At 63.4% G+C, this 17,680-nt stretch carries 17 protein-coding genes; 9 read left to right on the top strand and 8 right to left on the bottom strand.

The genetic code is table 11. From position 1 onward, the window contains the following. The first annotated feature begins 236 nt into the window (after positions 1-236). The 3 genes from PSEST_RS15535 (at position 237) to PSEST_RS15525 (ending at position 2,336) form a co-directional block, all read left to right on the top strand. On the top strand, positions 237-1,394 hold the full coding sequence (locus PSEST_RS15535) for a phospholipase D-like domain-containing protein (protein WP_015277926.1): 1,158 nt from the start codon (positions 237-239) through the stop codon (positions 1,392-1,394). Positions 1,395-1,446: 52 nt separating this feature from the next. Then, positions 1,447-2,028, top strand: a complete 582-nt coding sequence (locus PSEST_RS15530; RefSeq protein ID WP_015277925.1) for a DJ-1/PfpI family protein — start codon at positions 1,447-1,449, stop codon at positions 2,026-2,028. Between the two features lie 86 nt (positions 2,029-2,114). After that, entirely contained in the window at positions 2,115-2,336 is a 222-nt protein-coding gene (locus PSEST_RS15525) for a VF530 family DNA-binding protein (RefSeq protein ID WP_015277924.1), read from the top strand. Positions 2,337-2,405: 69 nt separating this feature from the next. Here the strand turns inward: PSEST_RS15525 and PSEST_RS15520 are convergent, their stop codons facing one another. Further along, positions 2,406-3,929, bottom strand: coding sequence for a fumarate hydratase (locus PSEST_RS15520; RefSeq protein WP_015277923.1), 1,524 nt, complete (start codon positions 3,927-3,929; stop codon positions 2,406-2,408). 195 nt (positions 3,930-4,124) lie between these two features. Between PSEST_RS15520 and PSEST_RS15515 the strand changes: the two genes are divergently transcribed. Next, complete coding sequence (locus PSEST_RS15515) at positions 4,125-5,255, top strand: sensor domain-containing diguanylate cyclase (RefSeq protein ID WP_015277922.1); 1,131 nt, start codon at positions 4,125-4,127, stop codon at positions 5,253-5,255. Further along, positions 5,248-6,231 (top strand): iron-sulfur-binding ferredoxin reductase, encoded by a 984-nt coding sequence (locus PSEST_RS15510; RefSeq protein WP_015277921.1) that lies wholly within the window; start codon positions 5,248-5,250, stop codon positions 6,229-6,231. Before PSEST_RS15515 ends, PSEST_RS15510 begins: the two co-directional genes overlap by 8 nt. Positions 6,232-6,258: 27 nt before the next feature. On the opposite strand, the gene pyk is transcribed toward PSEST_RS15510, so the two are convergent. Then, on the bottom strand, positions 6,259-7,707 hold the full coding sequence (pyk, locus tag PSEST_RS15505) for a pyruvate kinase (RefSeq protein ID WP_015277920.1): 1,449 nt from the start codon (positions 7,705-7,707) through the stop codon (positions 6,259-6,261). A gap of 150 nt (positions 7,708-7,857) precedes the next feature. Here pyk and PSEST_RS15500 point away from each other — a divergent pair, with 150 nt between their 5' ends. Genes PSEST_RS15500 through PSEST_RS15490 form a run of 3 tightly spaced genes read left to right on the top strand, consistent with a single transcriptional unit; the run spans position 7,858 to position 9,157 of the window. After that, positions 7,858-8,235 carry a tetratricopeptide repeat protein gene (locus tag PSEST_RS15500; protein ID WP_015277919.1) on the top strand — a complete coding sequence of 126 codons (378 nt, stop codon included), beginning with the start codon at positions 7,858-7,860 and terminating at the stop codon, positions 8,233-8,235. 25 nt (positions 8,236-8,260) lie between these two features. After that, complete coding sequence (locus tag PSEST_RS15495) at positions 8,261-8,683, top strand: DUF4124 domain-containing protein (RefSeq protein ID WP_015277918.1); 423 nt, start codon at positions 8,261-8,263, stop codon at positions 8,681-8,683. A 45-nt stretch (positions 8,684-8,728) separates the two neighbouring features. Then, positions 8,729-9,157 carry a PilZ domain-containing protein gene (locus PSEST_RS15490; protein ID WP_041757048.1) on the top strand — a complete coding sequence of 143 codons (429 nt, stop codon included), beginning with the start codon at positions 8,729-8,731 and terminating at the stop codon, positions 9,155-9,157. Positions 9,158-9,162: 5 nt separating this feature from the next. Here PSEST_RS15490 and PSEST_RS15485 read toward each other — a convergent pair whose 3' ends face one another. Genes PSEST_RS15485 through PSEST_RS15460 form a run of 6 tightly spaced genes read right to left on the bottom strand, consistent with a single transcriptional unit; the run spans position 9,163 to position 15,891 of the window. Next, positions 9,163-10,491, bottom strand: coding sequence for a DUF58 domain-containing protein (locus tag PSEST_RS15485; protein ID WP_015277916.1), 1,329 nt, complete (start codon positions 10,489-10,491; stop codon positions 9,163-9,165). Next, a complete protein-coding gene (locus PSEST_RS15480; RefSeq protein WP_015277915.1) occupies positions 10,488-11,501 on the bottom strand; it encodes an AAA family ATPase in 1,014 nt (337 codons plus the stop codon). The genes PSEST_RS15485 and PSEST_RS15480 overlap by 4 nt, the downstream gene beginning before the upstream one ends. After that, positions 11,498-12,670: a DUF4350 domain-containing protein gene (locus PSEST_RS15475; RefSeq protein WP_015277914.1), complete on the bottom strand. Its 1,173-nt coding sequence runs from the start codon at positions 12,668-12,670 to the stop codon at positions 11,498-11,500. The genes PSEST_RS15480 and PSEST_RS15475 overlap by 4 nt, the downstream gene beginning before the upstream one ends. Continuing rightward, positions 12,667-14,220 (bottom strand): DUF4129 domain-containing protein, encoded by a 1,554-nt coding sequence (locus PSEST_RS15470; protein ID WP_015277913.1) that lies wholly within the window; start codon positions 14,218-14,220, stop codon positions 12,667-12,669. Before PSEST_RS15470 ends, PSEST_RS15475 begins: the two co-directional genes overlap by 4 nt. After that, entirely contained in the window at positions 14,207-15,187 is a 981-nt protein-coding gene (locus PSEST_RS15465) for a stage II sporulation protein M (protein ID WP_015277912.1), read from the bottom strand. Before PSEST_RS15465 ends, PSEST_RS15470 begins: the two co-directional genes overlap by 14 nt. Beyond that, a complete protein-coding gene (locus PSEST_RS15460) occupies positions 15,184-15,891 on the bottom strand; it encodes an RDD family protein (RefSeq protein WP_041756733.1) in 708 nt (235 codons plus the stop codon). Before PSEST_RS15460 ends, PSEST_RS15465 begins: the two co-directional genes overlap by 4 nt. 259 nt (positions 15,892-16,150) lie before the next feature. Between PSEST_RS15460 and sbcB the strand changes: the two genes are divergently transcribed. Further along, positions 16,151-17,587: an exodeoxyribonuclease I gene (sbcB, locus tag PSEST_RS15455; protein WP_041757046.1), complete on the top strand. Its 1,437-nt coding sequence runs from the start codon at positions 16,151-16,153 to the stop codon at positions 17,585-17,587. Positions 17,588-17,680: the final 93 nt, after the last annotated feature.

Genomic DNA, 17,680 nt, shown 5'->3' with positions numbered 1-17,680 from the left:
AGGGCGCTCGCCACGGCCGAGTCGCCGCGCAAGGCCAACAGCGGCGACGGCCTTGTCTTGCTGAAGGGACTGGGTAAGCTACCGCGCGGTTTGCTTTGTTTGCATGCGTGAGCGTGGCATCACTCCGTTGCGCCTTGCGTGCCGACTGGAAAAAGGGACTTCATGTCATTTCGCTGCTTGTCTTGCTCGACACTTCTTTGGTCTGCGACCGGCTCCGTACTGGGTAAATCCTTGTGATGTTGGCCGGATCGGTTTTCCCTTGGCGCAGCGACAATCGCTTCCGGCTGTTGGTCGATGGGCCACAATTCTTCCCGGCCATGTTCGAGGCGATCGAGCGCGCGGAGCGCCGTATCGACCTGGAACTCTATCTGGTGGAAGACGGGCATTGCCTCGATCGATTGCTGGAGCCTCTGCTGCGTGCGGCGGCGCGGGGCGTGCGGGTGCGTTGCCTGTTCGACGGCTTCGGTTGCCTGAAGATGAGTCAGGCCAATCGCGATCGCCTTACCGCGGCCGGCGTGGAGCTGCGTTTGTACAACCCGCTTTCGCTGCGCCTGAAACTGCGCAATCTGCATCGTGACCACCGCAAGTTGTTGCTGGTAGATGGTTGCATTGGTTATGTCGGCGGGACCGGCGTCACCGACGAGTTCTGGAATCCACGCAAGCCGGCCGTGCATTGGCACGAGGTGATGGTCGAGATGACCGGTCCGTTGCTGCAGGACTGGCAGGAGCTGTTCGACAGCCAGTGGGTGCATTGCCTGAAGCGGCGAATCTGGCAGTTGCCTCTGCCCAGCAGGGCGCCGCGCATACCGCTGCTGCCTGATGGCTCGGGGCTGGGGCGCGTCGCCTATGCAGCGGCCCGTCAACACCGTGACATCCTCCTCAGCCTGCTGCGCAACCTGCGCCGCGCGCAGACACGCATCTGGCTGGCGACGCCATATTTCCTGCCTACCGGCAAAGTGCGGCGGGCGCTGATCCGCGCAGCACGTCGCGGAGTTGATGTGCGCCTGCTGCTGACCAGCCGTAATACCGATCATCCACCGGTGCGTTACGCCGGGCAGCGCTTCTATCCGCGCCTGCTGCGTGCCGGCGTGCGAATCCACGAATATCAGCCACACTTCTCGCACCTGAAAATGGTGCTGGTCGATGACTGGATCAGCGTCGGGTCGTGCAATTTCGATCACTGGAACCTGCGCTGGAATCTGGAGGCCAATCTCGAGGCGATCGACGCTTCGCTGAGCGCACAGGTGCAGGCGTGTTTCGAGCGCGACTTTCAGGACAGCATCGAAATCGACTTGGCCAGCTGGTACGCCCGGCCGTTGCATCTGCGGCTGTATCAGCGGATGTGGGGCTTGCTGGACCGGTTGCTGGTGAACATTTTCAATCGCGGCGGCTGAAGCTGTCGCGTATCGGAGCGAAGCTCCAAAACCGCGTAAGGAGGACGATCCAATGGCGGCAAAGAACATTCTGATGCTGGTCGGCGACTACGCCGAAGACTACGAGACCATGGTGCCGTTCCAGGCGCTGCAGATGGTCGGTCACCGCGTGCATGCCGTGTGCCCCGACAAGAAGGCCGGCGACAGCGTGCGCACGGCGATTCACGATTTCGAGGGCGACCAGACCTACAGCGAAAAGCCGGGCCACAATTTTGCGCTGAACTTCGATTTCGCCGCCGTGCGCGCCGAGGACTATGACGCGCTGGTGATCCCCGGTGGTCGCGCACCGGAATACTTGCGCCTGAACGAGCAGGTACTTGCACTGGTGCGTGCATTCGACGAAGCCAATAAGCCAATCGCCGCCGTTTGTCACGGCGCCCAGCTACTCGCTGCTGCCGGCGTACTCAAGGGCCGCGCCTGCAGTGCTTATCCCGCCTGCGCGCCGGAAGTGAAGTTGGCCGGTGGCGACTATGTGGATATTCCCGTGGACCAGGCGCACACCGAAGGCAATCTGGTCAGCGCGCCGGCGTGGCCCGCGCATCCGGCCTGGCTGGCGGGCTTTCTCAAGCTGCTCGGCACCGAAATTAAACTGTAGGATGTGCGTCGCGTCGCCCCGCAAGTCGCGGGGCGGCCCGCCAATCAACATCTGCGGCTTTGGCCGCCCCAGCAAGAGCGCTGTCTGTGTCCGCTACTCCCCACGATCCGTTGCACGGCGTCACCCTTGAAACGATGCTCACCGAGCTGCAGGCTCACTACGGCTGGGACGGTCTGGCCCAGCGCGTCGATATCCGCTGCTTCAAGAGCGAGCCGAGCATCAAGTCGAGTCTGACCTTCCTGCGCCGCACACCCTGGGCGCGGCAGAAAGTGGAAGCGCTGTTCGTGCAGCTGCGTCGCCGCGGCTGATCAGTCAGCGCGCCGTGAAAGCAAAAAGCCCGGCACTAGGCCGGGCTTTCCGTTTTTCCGCTGATGCGATTACTGCACTTCGACCGCCAGGCTGTCGGCGATCTTCTTCTGCCAGATCGCCGGGCCGGTGATGTGCACCGACTCGCCGTTGGTGTCGACGGCAACAGTGACCGGCATGTCCTGCACTTCGAACTCGTAGATCGCTTCCATGCCCAGTTCGGCGAAGGCCAGCACCTTGGACTTCTTGATCGCTTGGGCGACCAGGTAGGCGGCGCCGCCAACAGCCATCAGGTACACAGCCTTGTTGTCCTTGATTGCTTCGATGGCGATCGGGCCACGCTCGGACTTGCCGATCATGCCCAACAGGCCTGTGCTTTCCAGGATCTGGCGGGTGAACTTGTCCATGCGCGTTGCGGTGGTCGGGCCTGCCGGGCCAACCACTTCATCGCCAACCGGATCGACCGGGCCGACGTAATAGATGAAGCGACCCTTGAGGTCCACCGGCAGCTCTTCGCCCTTGTTCAGCATGTCGACCATGCGCTTGTGCGCAGCGTCGCGGCCGGTGAGCATCTTGCCGTTGAGCAGGATGGTTTCGCCCGGCTTCCAGCTCTGCACTTCTTCCGGCGTGATGGTATCGAGGTTGACGCGACGGGCGCTCGGACCGGCTTCCCAGACGATTTCCGGATAGGCGTCCAGCGGCGGCGGGGTCAGTTCGGCTGGGCCGGAACCATCGAGCACGAAGTGCGCGTGGCGGGTGGCCGCGCAGTTGGGGATCATGCACACCGGCAGCGAGGCCGCGTGGGTCGGGTAGTCCATGATCTTGACGTCGAGCACGGTGGTCAGACCGCCCAGGCCCTGAGCGCCGATGCCGAGCTGGTTGACCTTGTCGAACAGCTCCAGACGCATTTCTTCGATGCGGTTCTGCGGGCCGCGAGCCTTGAGCTCGTGGATGTCGATCGGATCCATCAACACTTCTTTCGCCATGACCGCGGCCTTTTCGGCGGTACCACCGATGCCGATACCGAGCATGCCCGGCGGGCACCAGCCAGCGCCCATGGTCGGCACGGTCTTCAACACCCAGTCGACGATGGAGTCGGACGGGTTGAGCATGGCCATCTTCGACTTGTTCTCGGAACCGCCGCCTTTGGCTGCGACGTCCACTTCCACTTTGTCGCCGGGGACGATGGAGTAATGGATGACGGCTGGCGTATTGTCCTTGGTGTTCTTGCGGGAACCTGCTGGGTCGGCCAGGATCGAAGCACGCAGGACGTTTTCCGGCAGGTTGTAGGCGCGGCGGACGCCCTCGTTGATCATGTCGTCCAGGCTCATGGTCGCGCCGTCCCAGCGCACGTCCATGCCGACGCGAACGAAGACGGTAACGATGCCGGTGTCCTGGCAGATCGGGCGGTGGCCGGTGGCGCACATGCGCGAGTTGATCAGGATCTGCGCCATGGAGTCGCGCGCGGCCGGGGATTCTTCACGCAGGTAGGCCTCGTGCATCGCCTGAATGAAATCCACGGGGTGGTAGTACGAAATGAACTGCAAAGCGTCAGCGACGCTTTGAATCAGGTCGTCTTGCTTGATCACGGTCATGCAGCGCGTCCTCATGGCGGGGCGGTAGGAGGCGCATCGGGAGTGGCAGTCGACGCGCCGCGAAAAAATGCGCGGCAGTATAACGCGTCGAGCTGCGCGGTACACGGATGGACCAGGAGCGATGGGAATGCCAGCTAGGTTTTTGTTTTCGGTAAGCGTAAAGTGCGGCAAATTGCCACAGCGGGACGGATCCCTATGAGCGCGATGCGGGAAGAGACCGGGGAGCTGGCCATTCAGCAGCTAGTCACCCGGCGATTCGCAATGGCTTCGGTGACCTATGGCCTCGCTCTGATGCTGACTTGGGTAGTGGTGGCGAGTGGCTTTTACGAGGCGTCCACAGCCAGTGCAATCACTCATTCAGCGTTGATCGTGGTGAGCCAGCTGCTGTTTTTCTGGCTTTTTCACCGCGGCATCAATCTGCGTTTCAAGGACCCCAGCCTGACTGAGCCACAGGTGCTGGTGGCGTTGCTGTGGCTGACCTATTTCCTGTTCAACCTCGGCAGCGCGCGTGGTTCGCTGCTGGTGCTCTATCTGCTCGTGTTGATGTTTGCCGTTTTCCTGCAGCCAAAGGTGTTTATCCGCTACGCCGCCCTGGCCTTTCTCAGCTTCGTCGGATTGGCCGCGCTGGACTACTACCTGCAGCGCGCGGTGGACTCCACGGTGTTCCTGCTTCAGGCCAGCGTCCTGCTGGTGACACTGATCTGGATGTGCCTGTTTGCCGGGCACGTCTATCGTCTGCGCCAGCGCATGCGTCAGCGGCGCTTTGCCCTGCAGGCGCACCAGGACACCCTGCGCGGCATGATGCGCCAGCTCGAGGATCTGGCCTCTACCGACGAGCTGACCGGCCTGTACAACCGTCGGCGCTTCCTGCGCATCGCAGAGGGGGAGTTGAGCCGGCTGCGCAAGGGCCACCAGTTCGGGCTCGCGCTGATCGATCTGGACCATTTCAAGCGCGTCAACGACATTCATGGCCACGCCGCTGGAGATCGAGTGCTGCAGACTTTCGCCAGTGTGGCGCGTTCCTGTCTGCGTGATGCTGACGTGCTGGCCCGTTACGGTGGCGAGGAGTTCGTGCTGCTGTTGCCGGACACCGATGCCGAGCAGTTCAGCGCCTGTTGCGAGCGCCTGCGTGAAGCCTTTTCCAAGGCCGAGCCGGAGGAGGTCGATATTGCTGCCGGGCATCTCAGCCTGTCCATCGGCCTTACCCTGGTGAATGCTGGGGACGATCTGGATGCAGCGTTGCAACGTGCCGACGAAGCGCTCTATCGCGCCAAGCGTGCCGGGCGCAATCGCTGCGAGCCGGCATGGATTACCAGCGATGCCTGAGCTGCGTCATGCCGGACGAGGCTGGACGGTTGCGCCGGGTACGATTCTGCTCGATGCACTGATCGACGCGGGTGTGCCGGTGCCGTACAGCTGCCGTGCCGGGAGCTGCCATGCCTGTCTGGTGCGCTGTGTCGACGGGGAGCCGAACGATCTCCAGCCGGACCTGCTGTCGCCCGAACAGCGCGCGGCAGGCTGGCGACTGGCCTGCCAGTGCCGCATCGCCGGCGACCTTGGCGTGCAAGTCTTCGATCCTTGCCGCGATGGACAGGCCGCGCGGGTCGAGAGCGTGCAATGGTTGAGTAGCAACGTGCTGCGCCTGCGGCTGGTACCGGAGCGCCCGCTGCGCTATCGCGCAGGGCAGCATCTGCTGTTATGGACGGCAACCGGTATCGCTCGACCTTATTCACTGGCCAGCCTGCCCGGTGATGATCCATGGCTGGAGTTCCACCTCGATTGCAGCCGCCCGGGCGCTTTCTGCGATATCGCTCGGCAGCTGCGTCCAGACGATGCGTTGCAGCTGGGTGATCTGCATGGCGGAGCATTGCACTACGAGCCGGACTGGTCCGAGCGGCCTCTGTTGCTACTGGCGGCCGGAACCGGGTTGGCGCCTTTGTGGGGGCTGTTGCGCGAGAGTCTGCGGCACGGCCATAGCGGGCCTATCAGGCTGTTGCATGTCGGTAATGATGGCCACTACCTGCGCGAGCCACTGCAAGAGCTGGCGAGCAGGCATGCGAACCTGCAACTGGAGTGGATTGACGCCGGTGAGCGTGACCGCGCGTTAGGGGCGTTGCGACCCGTAGCGCGTCAGGAGATCGCCTTGCTGTGCGGTGGTTCGGCGTTTGTCGAAGCGTGTGCGCGCCAGCTGTTTCTGGCCGGCTTGCCGCGCGGGCAGATTTTCAGCGATGTCTTCGTTGGCGCAAGTCCTCCGCCGTCAGCGGATCAATTGCTGATCATGGAAAGCACGAAGCCGGCATAAGCCGGCCTCGTGTCGAACCCGTCGAGCTTACTGATCGCCGACGCGCAGGATCTTCATGGTGTTGGTGCCGCCCGTGCTGTCGTGGTAGCTGTCGCCCTTGGTCAGGATCACCCAGTCGCCCGGCTGCACGATGTTGCGCTTGAGCAGCTCCTCGACCGCCATCTGGCTGACCTTGTCTGCCGGCATCGCGGCCGGATCGAAAGGTACGGTCTGGACTCCACGGAACAGCGCAACGCGCGCCTGGGTCTCGCGGTGCGGCGAGAAGGCGAAGATTGGAACCGCAGAACGGATGCGCGACATGATCAGCGGCGTGTAACCACTCTCGGTCAGGGCGATGATCGCCTTGACGCCCGGGAAGTGGTTGGCGGTGTACATCGCGGCCAGCGCTGCGCTCTCGTCGCAGCGCTCGAACTGCTGGCCGAGGCGGTGACCGGACTTGGTGCTGGTCGGATGCTTCTCCGCGCCGCAGCAGACTCGCGCCATCGCCTTGATCGCTTCGATCGGATATTCGCCAGCGGCGCTCTCGGCCGAGAGCATCACCGCGTCGGTGTAGTCGAGCACCGCGTTGGCTACATCGGATACCTCGGCGCGGGTCGGCATCGGACTGTGGATCATCGACTCCATCATCTGCGTCGCGGTGATCACCACCTTGTTGTGGCGGCGGGCGTGCAGAATGATCTTCTTCTGGATACCGACCAGCTCGGCATCGCCGATTTCGACGCCCAGGTCACCGCGCGCCACCATCACGCCGTCGCTGGCCTGAATCAGGCCGTCCAGTGCCGCGTCGTCCGCAACCGCCTCGGCCCGCTCGATCTTGGCGATCAGCCAGGCATCCGAACCGGCTTCGTCGCGCAGACGGCGGGCCAGGTCCATGTCAGCCGCATCGCGCGGGAAGGAGACGGCCAGGTAGTCCAGCTCCAGGTCCGCGGCCAATTTGATGTCGGCCTTGTCCTTGTTGGTCAGCGCCGGTGCGGTCAGGCCGCCACCGCGGCGGTTGATGCCCTTGTTGTCCGACAGCGGGCCGCCGATCAGCACGGTGCAATGCAGCTCGTCCGCGGTGGCGTTGTCGACGCGCATCACCACACGACCGTCGTCGAGCAAGAGCTCATCGCCGACGCCGCAATCCTTGACCAGGTCCGGGTAGTCGATGCCGACCACTTCCTGGTTACCGGCATCACGCGGGTGGGTCACGGAGAAGCGGAAGCGGTCGCCTTCCTTCAGCTCGATGCGCTTGTCGGTGAACTTGGCGATGCGGATCTTCGGGCCTTGCAGGTCGCCGAGCAGCGCGACGAAGCGGCCGTGGCGGGCGGCTATTTCACGCACCAGTTCGGCCCGGGCACGGTGTTCGTCGGGGCTGCCGTGGGAGAAGTTCAGGCGGGCGACATCCAGCCCGGCGACGATCATCTTTTCCAGTACCTCCGGCGAACTGCTCGCTGGGCCGAGGGTGGCGACGATCTTGGTGCGACGCGGAATCATTCAATAGCTCCTTCTTCTGGCTGGCCCCGAGGCTACTATGCTCGCCGGTTGTAGTCATCGCCCGGCGGGCACTACTCTTTCGGCCCGTCTGACGGGCTGTCTGCAGGTTTTTTCGATACGGTCGATACAAGGAGGCATACGGAGGAACCCATGCGCACCCTGATCATCATTTTTCTGAGTCTTCTGACCGTCGGTTGCAGCAGCCGTCATGCTTCCGATCGCCACCTGGATGCGGCTTACCAGCATTACGAGGCCGACAACTGCGATCGAGTGATGCAGTCTCTGTCGCAGGCGGAGCGCCGCAGCAAGCCGCGGAGCCAGGTGCAGCCGGAGATTTCCCTGTTGCGCGGGCAATGCCTGGAACGGCAGGGGCTGTTCGTCGACGCTGGCGAAACCTACCGCTTCATCGTCGAGCGCTACCCGGCCAGCGAATATGCTTATCGCGCACGGGCGCGCCTGGAGACGCTGAGGCAGCTTGGCCACTATCATGTCGAGCCGCCTGCGGTGGCTCAGCCGGCCAAGCGCTGATGTCGTGAAAATCATGTGAGGGAACATGCGAGCGTTGCTTCTGATCGTCATGCTGCTGCCGACACTGGCATGCGCGCAGATCTACCGTTGGACCGACGCCGACGGTCGCGTGCATTTCGGTCAGCGCCCACCGGCCGGTGCCGAGCAGGTCGAAGTGCGGCCGCAAGTGGTCGAACGAGACGAGCAGACACGAGCACGCGAGGCACGCAGTGAACGATTCTTCGATGCGCGTCGGCAGGAACAGCAGGCCGCGCGCGAGCAAGCCAACCAGGCGCAGGTGGCTCGGGAGCAGGAATGCCAAGGGTTGCGCAGGCAGTTGTCACGGCTGCAGCTTGGCGGACGTTTTTTTCGTAACGATGCGGCAGGAGAGCGCGTCTACTACAGTGACAGTGAAGTAGAGGCGGCTCGACAGCGCCTGGCAGCTCGTATTGGCCAGGAATGCAACTGAGCCGAGGGATTCGAATTGCAGGGCAAGGTTGAAGGCTCCGACGACATGAACATGGCGAACCAGCGTCGTATCCAGCGGCATCAGCTGCCGTACTACCTCAATGTATTCAACCGGTTTACCGAAAAGCCGCTGGGTTTTATCGGCAATCTCTCCGAAGGCGGACTGATGCTGATCAGCCCCTATCCGATGATGCTCGGCGTCCGCTTCGAGATGCGCCTGAAGATTCCTGGCCAGACCGGCCAGCTGCGCCATGTGGACTTCAGCGCGTTCAGTCTGTGGTCCAGCGAGGACGTTACACCGGGCAGTTACGACACCGGTTTCTCCCTGATCGAGCCGCCCGGCGAGATCCGCGAGATGATCACCGCGTTGCATCACTACTTCAGCTTTCAGCCGATGCTGCACATTCCATTGGCGCATCATGCCAGTGCGGCGTCGGATCGCTTCACCGACAAGGATTGCTGCCACGGCCTTTGAGGCAGCTACAGCGTTCCGGTTTTCTTCCACGCCAGGTAGCGCCCGACCAGCGCCGGTCCGAGATCGCAGGGTTGGACGTCAAGCACCGGCAGGCCATTGGCGGTAAGGCGTTTATGCAGTTGCTGGCGTGCACTCAGGTAGTCCTGTGTACCGCAGTAATCGAGCGCGTCGTCCAGGCTTTGCACCGGTCGCAAGCGCAGCTGGTCCAGCACCTCTTCGCGAAGGCTCACCAGCAGCACCCGGTGCCGGCGCGAAAGTCGGCGCAGCGCGGCATGCAGTTCGGCATCGTCCTCGTCGCGCAGATTGCTCATTACGATCACCAGTGCCCGCCGCTGCTGCCGCGCCAGTAGCTGATCGACCGCTGCGCCGTAATCAGCTGGCTGCTGGGTGGGCTGCAGGTCGTACAGGCCGTTCAGCAGCACGCGCAGCTGCTGTTGGCCCTTGGCTGGCGTGACGTGCCGCGGCTGTTCACCGGCAAAGGTGCAGGCGCCGACCGCATCGCCCTGGCGTAGCGCGGCGTAGGCGAGCAGCAGACCTGCGTTGAGCGCGTGATCGAAGTGGGTGAGTTGCGCATCCTGGCTACGCATACGACGCCCGCAATCGAACATCAGCACGATCTGCTGGTCTTGCTCGTCCTGGTACTCGCGGGCAATCGGTGCTCGCGAGCGCGCTGTGGCTTTCCAGTCGATCTGGCGCAGCGTATCGCCCTCGCGAAATTCGCGCAGCTGATGAAACTCCAATCCCAGCCCGCGTCTTGGCTGCTGGCGCACGCCCAGACGGTTCAGCCAGACGTCGATCGCCTGCAGGCCAGCGCCGTGCAGCTGGGCAAAGTCGGGGTAAACCCGCGTGTCGTCGGCCAGTTGCAACTGACGTTTGCTGCGCCACAGCGCCAAGGGGCTGAAAAGCTGTATGTCGCAGCGCTGAAAGGAAAAGCGTCCACGGCGAACCGGGCGCATGCGGTAGCTGAGCTGGCAATGCTCTCCGGGTTGCAGGCGTATGCGTTGCGGCAACTGCTCGAAGAGCATGCCGTCCGGCACGTGGTCGAACAGCTCCAGTTCGACCGGATGGCTATCGTCGTTGCGAGCCAGCAGCTGTACCTGGCTCCAGTGCCCCAGCGGCAGATTGCCCGGCAGGTTGCGTTGCAATGCTGGCGTAGGCAACCGCTTCAGGTTGCGGGCATCGAGCGCAGCGATCATCCCCAACGCCAGCAAAAGCCCCCACCAGGCCGAGCGCCAGCCTTCGGCTTCGATTCCCAGGGCAGCGAGCGTGCCGAGCGGGACGGCCAGCAACACCAGCGCTGCCAGCGCAACGAGCAGGCGACGGGATGGCGTCATGCGCGCGGCGCCGCCACCTGGTCGAGCACCTGCAGCAGGACCTGGTCCACCGACAGCCCCTCGATATCCAGCTCCGCCGAGAGTCGCACGCGGTGGCGCAGTACGGCCAATGCGCAGCCCTTGATGTCGTCCGGCGTGACGAACTCAGCGCCGCGCAACAGTGCCCGGGCGCGCCCGCCGCGAACCAGTGCGATCGATGCGCGCGGACCGGCACCCAGTGCCAGGCCCGGCCAGCTGCGTGTGCTGCGGGTCAGGCGCACGGCATAGTCCAGCACCTGCTCGTCCAGCGGCAGCTCGCTGGCGATCTTCTGCAGCGCCAGCACATCGCGGGGTTGTACCAGTTGGCGCAAGGCGCTGACATCGAGCATGTCAGCCCGTGCCGAACGGGTCACCTGGCGTACCAGCTCCAGTTCCTCTTCGGCTTGCGGGTAATCCATGCGCAGCATCAGCATGAAGCGGTCGAGCTCGGCTTCGGGCAGCGGATAGGTGCCCTCCTGCTCGATGGGGTTTTGCGTCGCCATGACCAGAAACGGTTGTGGCACGGCCAGGGCCTTGCCTTCGAGGGTGACCTGCCGCTCCTGCATTACCTCGAGCAGCGCGGCTTGGGTCTTGGCTGGGGCCCGATTGATTTCATCGGCCAGCAGCAGGTTGGTGAAGACCGGGCCCTTGCGCAGCTTGAACTGCTCGGTCTGCATGTCGTAGACCGCGTGGCCGGTGACGTCGCTGGGCATCAGATCCGGGGTGAACTGGATTCGCGAGAATTCGCCGCCGAAGCAGCGCGCCAGGGCCCGAACCAGCAACGTCTTGCCCAGTCCGGGCACTCCCTCGATCAGCACATGGCCGCCGGCGATGAGCGCGGTGAGGACACCGTCGATGACCTCGTCCTGGCCAATTACTGCCTTGTGCAGTTCGTCGCGCAGGGCCTGGGCCAACTGGCTGGCGCGCAAGCGCTGGCTCACTGGATTGGCGCTCGAAGCAGCGCTGTTCGAATCGGAGGATTGTTCGCTCATAAGGCATTCCTGAGGGTTTGCAGGTAGGCGACCTGCCGGGTGAATTCGATGGCCGACAGGCGTTGCTGCGGCGTGGGGCGCATGGCCTGCTCGATGCTGGTGGGCGGCAGGCTGGAGAGCTGTGCGAGCAGTGTCAGCTGTCCGCTGAGCGGAAGTTGCTCGAAGCCGGGATGGCGAACGTTGGCCCTGCGCTGAACGTCCTGCTGGAGTCGCTGCAAGAGACTTTGCTCACGCCCATGGCGAAGCAGGAACTCGGCCGAACCGCGTAGATGCTCCTGGAGCTGGCGACGTGCCGGGTTGGCGGGGGGCAGTAGCGGGCCGAAGCGCTGCCCGACATGCCAAAGCGCGAACAGTATGAGCAGGCCCAGAGCTGTGAGCGTTTCCGGAAAATACTGGCGCAGCTGCGCCAGCAGGCCATCGTGCTCGCTGCGGTGCACCAGGGTGACTTCGCTGTCCTGAGTCAGATACCAGAGCAGCCAGGCATGGTCGTATTCGTCGATATTGCGGTTCTGCCAGATCCAGCTGTCGGTCAGCGCGGTGACCAACCCGTCACCGTGCTGCAGTTGCAGCATGTGCGTCGCGCCCGCGCTGTTGGCCCAAGCGTGGGCGCGGTTGTCGGCGTCGTAGAGATGGAAATCCGTATCGAAGGCGAGATAGGCCGGCGCGCTTTCATTCTCCAGATACAGCTTGGTCAATTGCGGATGCTGTTCTGCAGTGGATGACTGAGGCGACTGGGCCTCTTCATCCAGATCCCTGGTCGAGTACTGCTGCAAGTTGAGCCGATCGAGCAGCAGGTCACCGCTCTTGCCGGTTTTCTCATCCCACAGGCGCTCCGCGACCACCACCAGATGCCCGCCGGCAGCAGCCCAGTCGAGCAGGCGTTCGGTCTGCCGCGGCGTCATGTTGCGGCGGTCACCGAGCAAAAGCAGCGTCTGGCCACTGGTGGGCAGCGCCTCCAGGCCGGCGCTGCCGTCGTGGCGGGCGACCTGCAAGCCGAGATCGCGCAGGAATAGCTCGGCGGCCAGATAGTCATTGCTGCGGGCCTGCGGAGCAGGACCGTGTTCGACGACATCTTCATAGCGCTGCAGCTGGCTACCCAACCAGATGGTCAGCAGGCTGAGCAGCAGGATCGCCGCAGCGACGAGAAGACGAATGCGCAGGCGATTCATGACGACTGCCCCGCGGCGAACAGCACACGCCACTCGGCACACAGCGCATCGCGCACCTGTTCGTTGGCTGGGTAGTGCCCGTAAGCCTGACGCTGCCAGTGAACGGTGAGCTGCTCAGCGAATCGGGCGAGGGGCTCCAGCTGCAGATCACGGACCTGTTGCAGAACCTCACCTTCGGTATGCGCCGCCTTCAAGGGCAACTGGAAGTCGTGCAGCAGACGGCACAGCAAGCCGCGATACAGCAGTGCCAGCGCCGCGCGTGGATCGAGCTGCCAGAGTCGTTCGGCCTCGGCGGCGATATCATCCGGCAGGCTTTGCGGGGCAACATCCAGGCCGAACAGTTGCGTCGGCGGCTCGATACGGCGCCGGCTCGGCAGCCGTACACGGCCGCCAAAGGTCTGCAACCATTCGCGGTAGCGCCACAACACAAGCGCAACGAGCAGCGCCAGGGCTGTCCAGAGCAGGACCTCGAGGATCTGTGCCAGACGCTCCAGGCCATGCCAGAACGAGCCGCCCTGAAGCAGGCGTTCAATCAGGCGTGCCAGCGCTCCGGGCTGCTGTGGGTCATCGCCGTCGCCCAGTCGCCAGCGCGTCACTGTTTCGCGGTGCTGGAAGGGGGGCTGGTCAAGCAAGGCATCAATTCGTTCGCGGGCTGCTTCGCTGGTCAATGGCTGATTGAGCAGGCGCTTGCTCTTGGGGCCAGGCTGGACTTCTTCGGTCTGGGCAGCGGCCGCAGCCCAAGCCTGGTGTTGCGCGGGCCAGAGCAGCAGGCCGCAGGCGAGCAATAACGCCGGCAGAACAGTGAGCAGGCGCTGGCGCAGCCGGCGGAAGGCCAGTTCGATATCCCAGGCTTCCAGATGAGTACGCCGATTGAGATAGAGGCTGAAGCCGCAGGCAACGTAGATCGGCTCCCAGACAATCAGCACCAGAACGTAGAGCAGATTGGATAGATGCTCGAGCCAGAGCCATTCCCCGCTAAGCCCTAGCAGGTCTTCCCAGTTCCAGCGCTGCACCAGCGGTGCCGGCAGGAAAAAATACAGCATCCCCAGCAGGCCGAGCCAGAGCGCACCTTCCAGATGGACGCCGACCACGGTCAGCCAGCTTGCGGCACGCCCATTGCGCAGGTTGAGCGTGACCAGACGCTGGGCTCGCGCTTTGCCGTTGAGCCCTTCGAGTTGTTGCACGGGTAGATCGAAGCTGCGTGTCATGCTCAGGCGGCGCCAGGTCAGGCTGGCGAACCACTGCGATCGCAACAGGCCGGGGAAGGCTTTCAGGCTTTCTCTGAAATTTGGGGTTTCGCCGAACAACGCTCTGGACAGGATATGCAGCGGCAGCCGCTCATAAAGCGGCTTCAACCACCAGAACAGCAGTAGCGCCACGCTTGGGTGCTGCCACAGCAGCAGGCTGATCAGGGCGAAAACCGGCAGCGTGACGGCCGCCCAGGTCGCCATCAGCAACGCCCCGTGACGCCTGGCCAGCAGGGTGCCAAGATCCAGCGCCTGCCATGGGCTGCGTGGACGGATCGAGACGCTGGCATCACTCAGCTGCATGCTGACCTCGCCCGGCCAGGCAGAAATAAACGGCCACGATCAACCACAGCAGTGCACCTACGATGTATTTGATCGCGGGCGTGGCGAGGGTCATGGAAGACCAGTAGGCTTCGACGAACGCGGCTATCAGAAGGAAAAGCGTGGCACCGCCCACCAGCTGTATGCCCTGTTTGGCCGCCTGACGGAGCGCGTTGCCCCGTGTCAGTCGGCCTGGCGCCAGCAGCGCGACGCCGAGCTGCAGCCCAGCAGCACCGGCAAAGGTGATGGCCGTCAGCTCGAAGGCGCCGTGACCGATGACGAACGACCAGAACGGCTGGTGATAGCCAATGCCGCTCAGGTGGCCGGCAACGGCGCCGATGGTCAGGCCATTGAACAGCAGGAAGAACAATGTGCCGACGCCGAACAGCAAGCCGCTGGCGAACGTCTGAAACGCAATGCCGATATTGTTCATGATGTAGTAGCCGAACATCAGCCAGTCGTCGCCAGCGCCTCGCTCGGCGAATCGCCCCAATCGACTGGCGTCCGGGTCGTACATCTGCTCCATCTGGGCGACCTGATCGGCTGGCAGGACGCTGTAGACCAGTTCGGGAAACAGATAAACCAGCGTGGCCATGCCGATTAGGCTGCCGTAGAACAGCAGACTGGCGGCCAGAACATAGCGCCATTGTGCACGCACCGTGCGGGCGAAACCGCCGCTGATGAAACCCAGCAATCGACCGAGCAGCGGACTGCGATGGCGATAGAGTTGTTGATGGCCCCGCAGGGCAAGCTGCCGCAACTGCTCGATCAGTTGACTGCTGTAACCGCGCGACTCCGCCAGGGTCAGCTGCTGACAGAGCCGGCGGTAGGCGGCGGGAAATGTTCCGGTCTGCTCGCTGCGCGGTTTGCCGCTCTCGAGCGCGTCCAGCCGAGTGGCGAATTCCTGCCAGTCGGCCTGATGCTGCCGTTCGAATACTGCCTGCTTCATGACGAGCCCACCATCGTGCGGGCAATGCCGTGGATTGTGGCCTCAGCATTTTCATCGGTCGTTCCCAGCGGTTCGGCGAGAATCGAGGCCAGCTCCAGGCGGCGTTCGGCAGAAAGGGCCCCTTGGCGTTCGGCAAAGCCGATCAGCGCGCGCTGTTCATCCAGAGTCAGCGCGATCGGAGCGGCCACCGGTTCGGCGTCGGGTAGCGTTGGACGCGGCTGCGGCTTCTCCTGATAAATCACCAGTGTGCCAGCCGCCAGGTCGCCGAGACGCTTGAAGGCCGGGTGACCCAGGCAGCTCAGGGCGCCAAGGAAATAGCCGAACGGCAGCATGTCGACGAATCGCAGCAAGTTACGGGTGAGCGAGGAAGACCAGCCGACCGGTGTGCCGTCGTCATGCACGACGCGCAGCCCCAGCCAGTATTTTCCGGGCGTGCGGCCTTGATTCAGCACTTCGAAGAGCACCATGTACCACCACTGCACGAGGAACAGCAGTAGCGTTCCCAGTCCCATGCCGAATTTGCCCAGCAGGCCGAGAGTGAGAAACAGAGCCAGCAGGATGGCAGCGCGAATCACCAGGTCGATGGCGAAGGCGAGGGCGCGCGGTACCAGTCCAGCCGGGTGCAGGAGCAGATCAATGCCCTCCGGCGTCTCGACGCGCAGGTTGGTGTCGAGCAGGTCTTGTCGGTCGAGTGTGGAATACAAAGGCAAGTTCGTCTGACATCAGGCAAAGGGCGATGCTATGCGGCAACCGCCGCTGCGGCAATGCGCCTGAGGCTGGTACTTGAGCCTGGCGCGCCGATGGACCGCGATTATGGCGAAATGCCTGCTCGTTTGCAGGATGCCGTTCGCAGAGCGGCGCGTCGCTACAACGCAGCTGCAACCGGCACGCTGGAACCGGGCCGGTTCGGCGAGGTGCCGGCCCGGCTGATAGACTGCCATGCTGATCGAGAAGGACTCTCCCGTGACTCCAAGCATCTTTTGGTACGACTTCGAAACCACTGGTATTTCGCCCAGCCGCGATCGTCCGCTGCAGGTGGCGGGCATCCGCACCAACGAGGCGCTCGAGGAAATTGGCGAGCCGCTGAACATCTACTGTCGCCCCTCCGACGATATCCTTCCGCATCCCGCGGCATGCCTGGTTACGGGCATCACGCCGGCGATCCTGCAACAGAAAGGACTGTGCGAGGCAGAGTTCATTCAGCGCTTGCATCAGCAGCTGTCCGCTCCGGGGACCTGTGGCGCAGGCTACAACAGCCTGCGTTTCGACGATGAGGTCACTCGCTACAGCCTGTATCGCAATTTCTACGATCCGTACGCGCGGGAATGGCAGGGGGGCAACAGTCGTTGGGATCTGATCGATCTGGTGCGAACCGCGTATGCGCTGCGTCCAGAAGGGATCGTCTGGCCAGAGGAGGATGGCCGGGTGACGCTCAAGCTCGAACGCCTGAGCGTGGCCAACGGACTGGAGCACCTGAATGCTCACGACGCGCTTTCCGATGTGCGTGCCACCATCGGCTTGGCCAGGCTCATCCGTGATCGCCAGCCACGGCTGTATGACTACCTCTATAACCTGCGGCGTAAACAGGCAGTGCTCGAACAGATCACGCTGCTTGAGCCGTTGGTGCATGTGTCTGGTCGTTTTTCGGCGGCACGGCATTTTCTGTCGGTGGTACTGCCGCTGGGCTGGCACCCGCGCAACCGCAACGCGCTGATCGTCTGCGACCTGCAGGCGGAACCTCAGCCACTCTTGCAGGAGCGCGCCGAAACACTGCGGCAGCGTCTATATACCCGTCGGGATCAACTGGCAGAGGGCGAGCTGCCGGTGCCTTTGAAATTGGTACATGTCAACAAATGCCCGGTGCTGACGCCGCTCAAGGTGCTGCGCGAGGCGGATATACAGCGGTTGGGCCTGGATATGCCGCTCTGCCAGGCACGTGCCGCCGCCTTGCGTGAGCAGCGCCAGCTCTGGAGTCACAAACTGGACGAGATTTACCGTGAGGAGGGTTTTGCCGGTAGCGACGATCCAGAACAGCAGCTCTATGACGGCTTTCTTGGTGAACGTGACCGGCGCTTGTGTGACGAGATTCGTGGGCTTGCGCCTGCCGAACTGGCCAGGCATCCGTCCCGGTTCGACGATGTCCGCCTCGAGGAACTGTTGTTCCGCTACCGCGCACGAAATTTCCCCGAAGCGTTATCCGCTGCGGAGCAAGCGCAGTGGCGTCGGTTCTGCCAGCAACGATTGAGCGATGATGCCTGCGGAGCACCCAATACGCTTGCACAGTTCGAGGCGGGTATTGAGCAATCCATGGTTACTGCCACGCCGGCGCAGCAACAACTGTTACAGCAATGGCGCGACTACGGCCTAGGGCTGCGCGAGCGCTACGGGCTGGCGAACTAGTTCGCCGGAAGACTTTGGCTGTGCGTGGGGGAGATGGCGGTTCGCTGAGCTGAACTTAGGCAAAGGCAGGGCAAATAAAAAACGCCATTTCTC

It is taken from the genome of Stutzerimonas stutzeri RCH2, from assembly GCF_000327065.1.
Lineage (GTDB): Bacteria > Pseudomonadota > Gammaproteobacteria > Pseudomonadales > Pseudomonadaceae > Stutzerimonas > Stutzerimonas stutzeri_AE.
This window is presented reverse-complemented; position numbering and strand designations above follow the sequence as displayed.